Source organism: Lentilactobacillus dabitei (genome assembly GCF_019061365.1).
Lineage (GTDB): Bacteria > Bacillota > Bacilli > Lactobacillales > Lactobacillaceae > Lentilactobacillus > Lentilactobacillus dabitei.
In genome coordinates this window covers 453-4823 of record NZ_JAHPPD010000132.1, presented here as the reverse complement: position 1 = coordinate 4823, position 4371 = coordinate 453, and the positions used below count along the sequence as shown (strand labels likewise).

The window sequence follows — 4371 nt, the reverse complement described above, 5'->3', positions numbered from 1 at the left end:
GGGTTTGTGGTAAACACCATTTTAAAGGAAGCTGATCTTTTTTGTCCGAACAGCGTTCGGATTAATTTTACAATCTACCATATTAGTATTGTGGGACGTTTACATTTTCATTCCCATTTTTTCATAAGACTGCATACCGCCCATCCAAATCTCAGATGGTTTGACGCCACGTTCTTTAGCCAAGGCCATCATTAACGTATCCATATCCATCAATTTATATTCTTGCTTTGGCTTGGCTGGATCGAATGTTTCAATCTGTGCCATCATGCCGCCATCTTCGTGCTCAATGATATGGCAGTGATACATATAAACCCCTGGCAAATCAAAGCGAACCAGCAGCCGAACCGTTTCACCAGGATTCACGCCAATTGTATCTTTGAAACCATGTTCATTTGGATACGGCGCATGCCCATTCCGCGACAAGACTAAGAATTGGGTTCCATGCACATGGAATGGATGAACCATTCCAGGCGCATCATTGCTATTGGTAACATCCCAGTACTGGGCTTTGCCAATTGGTTGCGTGGCATCAATCCGCTGCATGGCAAACTTTTTACCATCAATCGCAACACCTTCGTCCATCCCCTGCATCACAACATGGCGAACTGGCAAAGCCGGGTCAACCACTGGTGCCTTCACATCGAACAACTTATCAGGCAAGGTAGTCTGATCCGGTTTGAACGCATGAATGCGGAACTTTAGCAATGGCACATCATCCGTATATAAGGTGACCTCGTCGCCTTCATGGTATTGGCCAAAATCAACAATCACTTCGGCACGCTCAGCACAAGTCAGCATCAAATGGGTAAATTTGACCGGCTCCGGTAACAGTGAGCCATCCCCGCCAATTTGCGTAAATGGCAGGTCATCGGAAAAATGCAACCGCCATTCACGGCGATTAGCACCATCCAGAAAACGCAACCGGACCTTTTGCGTGGTGACATCAAAATAGGGATTGATTGTACCGTTAATCATTGCAGTTGGCCCAGCAACACCGTCAGGATCATAATCAGCCCGGTAGTCCCACTGGTTGTTCTCATGAAAACGCCGGTCTTGCAAAATGACCGGAATATCGTCAACGCCATAGTTCCTTGGCAATGGCAGGCTGGCTTCATGGTCGTCTTTGACAATCACCATGGCAGCCAAACCATGCCAAACCTGCTCGGCTGTGGATGGGCACGGATGCGCGTGCAGCCACAAAGTCGTCGCCGGTTGTTCCAATGTGAAGTCGATATGCTTACTTTCACCCGGATAAACCGGCGCATGGCATCCGCCATCAACATAAGGGCCACTGACATTAGCCCCATGCCAATGAAAAGTGGTCAACTCAGGCAGGGTGTTTTTCAGTGTCACATGCGTATGCTGACCACGGCGATACACAATCGTCTGACCTAACAGACTGGTATTATAGCCCCACGTCTTGGTCTTCGCCCCAGGTAATAGTTGCGTTTCCCCAGCCTCTACTGTCACCGTGTAATAAACGTCGGTCGCCGTCTCTTTATCCGGTTTCAACAACGGCGGCACATTTAAGGGCTTCTCAGGCGCATCACTGACCTCAAGCGGCACGTACCCGCCATCGTGGAGATCAAACGCTGGCTCATCAAAGAAATAGTCCGTATAGGTTTTCATCGTGATTTCCCCCTCTGACAAGAATTTTAACACTTTTTAGGGTTGCCATAAACATAATTTAGAATTAATCTGAAGTAGTATTGAAAAATGGTATAGTTCTTATCCATACACTTGAGGAGGATTTTCATGCAACAAATGTCGAAAACAATGGGCTGGCTCATGCTGGCGTTAAATGTGGTGCTGCTGATTCTAATTGGTACCATGCACAATATGGCAGCGATGTGGTTAATGGGTCTGATTATGACTTTGGACGCTGTGACAAGGTTAGTTGCCGCTTATCGGCCCCAGTCAAGTCAACAACACGCCCACCAGCACTAGTTTGTTAAGAAGTTGCTGCAAGACCTTTCATGGAGTCATTGATCGGCGTTATATGTTGAATATATCATGTGTCTGTACTTAGATGAACAGTCACATGAAAGAGGGTCGTTTAATGCAGCAACTGTCAATGACGCAGAAACAAACCATGACGTCAGCCTTACGGGTTGAATATTTTTCAACGGCATGGATGGCATTTGAGTGGTAGATTGCAAATTTAATCCGAATTTTTTGACAAATTTGTCAGCATAACCTGATACGGTGTTTGCCAGTCGAGTATTTTAAGCGGTCGCTGGTTAATTTGGAGTAACGTCGTCGTTAAATCTTGAGCACTAATGTGCTCAAAACGAGTCCCTTTAGGATAAAAATAACGTAAATTCCGATTAAAGCGTTCATTACTACCACGTTCAGCTGGAGTATAAGCATGGCAGTAATAGGTCTTAATACCATATTGTGATTCAAGTGATACTAGACCGCTAAACTCAGTGCCACGGTCCACCGTAAAACTATGCGCCGGGCCATTAAAAGTTGCTAGAAACTTATTTAGGGCTTCATTAACAGTTACTGCTGTCCGGTTTTTTAATCGGTAGGCCCAAAGGAAACGTGATTTGCGATCGATTAAGGTTAATAAAACTGCCTTACTATGCCCACGGGGGCCAACAATTGTATCTAATTCAAAATCACCGATGCGATTACGTCGATTAACCACGATGGGTCGCTGTTCAATTGACCGTCCTAATGATTGATTATATTTAGAACGTTGGTCAAGGTTACGCCGTTGGCGCACGCCATGTTCAGGCAAATCATTTAAAGAAAACTCAATTTTCCCTTGATTTAACCAATTATAAATTGATTTAGTCGCTAGTTTAAATTCGTGAGCTATCATTTCTGGTGACCAACTTAGCCGTAAATGGTTTAAAATTATTTGCCTTAATTTGTCATTCAATTTAGTCTTTCGGCCACATCGTGACCGCTTGTATTCGGCATCTGTTTGGGCCACTTCGGCCTGGTAAGGTTCACATCGAGCTAATTCATAAGAAATTGTGGCAGGTGATCGTTTTAGGCGATCGCTCATTTGGATATTGGACAGGCCTAGTTCACAAAAGGTTTCGATTTTAATTCGTTCAGAATAGGTTATACTAGACAAAAGATCAGCTCCTAAAAGATGTGTTTGTGGTAAACACCATTTTAAGGGAAGCTGATCTTTTTTGTCCGAACAGCGTCGGATTAATTTTACAATCTACCATTAAATCATTAATTGCGAGCGTGTTACCGTTCGTTTTGGGGAGTATGTACGCCTATTATAATTATCATCAGTTACATCTTGGTTATTTATTGCTATTTTTCATTGCATCTTCACTTTTTCACATGGCGACTAATGCGAATGATAATTACCAAGACTTCCTACACGCGCCACGTAATGACGACAATCAAGAATTTTTGCAAGAAACTAATGTGGTCGGTGTTAACCAGATTTCCATTGGTCAGGCCCGGACGATTACGTTTGGTTTAGCCGGAATCTCATTGATTATCGGACTATGGTTAGTAACACAAACGGGGTTGCCATTGTTGTGGATGGGGCTATATTCATATGCGGTCGGTTACTTTTACGCTGGCGGTCCGAAGCCAATTTCACAAGGCCCATTTGGCGAATTTTTCTCGGGCTTTACGATGGGCTTTATGATCTTCTGGATTGCCGTCTTTATTAATACGTATGACACGGCAGCCATTACTTGGCAGTCAACGCTGGCTGTTTTAATTGCGTCAGGTCTGGCCATTTTTGCAATTTCTAACATTATGTTAGCTAATAATATTTGTGATATGGACGAGGACATTGCGTTAGGCCGACACACGATTTTGTATTATCTCGGCAAACCGGTGATGCTTCAGGTATTTGCATGGAGTTACGTTGCTGGTTATGCTTGTCTGGTGATCGCGGTCTTGATGGGTGTGCTGCCAAAGTTTAGTTTACTAACGTTGCTCAGTATTATTCCAGTTTGGAAAAATACGCGGGTCTTCTTGCACAAACAGGTCAAACGAGAAACTTTCAAGATTTCAATTAAAAACGCAACGTTGATTTGTCTTTCATTTATCGTTTTCATGGGCTTAGGACTGATTTTTAACTAGTCCTTCAATAAACGAGTATGGCTTTGAGAAAGCGCCAACTAACCAAGTTGATACTAAGCAGTATTTTTCCGGGTCTAGAATTTTTGGTGTTGGAAAGTATTTCCATTCCAAAAGTACTAGGCCCTTTTTGATAACAAAAAAAGGCATCTAAGCCTCCCTAGTGCTATGCTTTAAGCGACGAAACTCAAGATAAGCGGGGTAGGAATAGATGTCTCAACTAGATAATACACTTAAATTACTGGGAATTACAGACACAAACATTCAGGTGTTCGGTACTCGTGAGGAATTTCATGGTCGGGG

The 4371-nt window shown here is 43.5% G+C and carries 4 protein-coding genes and 1 pseudogene; 3 read left to right on the top strand and 2 right to left on the bottom strand.

What is annotated here, in order from left to right; genetic code table 11:
• Positions 1 to 99: 99 nt before the first annotated feature.
• Positions 100 to 1629, bottom strand: a complete 1530-nt coding sequence (locus KTE19_RS12890; RefSeq protein ID WP_217342448.1) for a multicopper oxidase family protein — start codon at positions 1627 to 1629, stop codon at positions 100 to 102.
• A gap of 126 nt (positions 1630 to 1755) precedes the next feature.
• On the opposite strand from KTE19_RS12890, the gene KTE19_RS12885 reads away from it, so the two are divergent.
• Positions 1756 to 1947 carry a hypothetical protein gene (locus KTE19_RS12885; protein WP_217342447.1) on the top strand — a complete coding sequence of 64 codons (192 nt, stop codon included), beginning with the start codon at positions 1756 to 1758 and terminating at the stop codon, positions 1945 to 1947.
• Between the two features lie 112 nt (positions 1948 to 2059).
• Positions 2060 to 2149 (top strand): annotated as a pseudogene (locus KTE19_RS12880) (cation transporter); the annotation flags it as partial.
• 12 nt (positions 2150 to 2161) lie between these two features.
• Here KTE19_RS12880 and KTE19_RS12875 read toward each other — a convergent pair.
• A complete protein-coding gene (locus KTE19_RS12875) occupies positions 2162 to 3091 on the bottom strand; it encodes an IS30 family transposase (protein WP_217342446.1) in 930 nt (309 codons plus the stop codon).
• An 83-nt stretch (positions 3092 to 3174) separates the two neighbouring features.
• On the opposite strand from KTE19_RS12875, the gene KTE19_RS12870 reads away from it, so the two are divergent.
• Complete coding sequence (locus KTE19_RS12870) at positions 3175 to 4071, top strand: prenyltransferase (protein ID WP_217342449.1); 897 nt, start codon at positions 3175 to 3177, stop codon at positions 4069 to 4071.
• Positions 4072 to 4371: the final 300 nt, after the last annotated feature.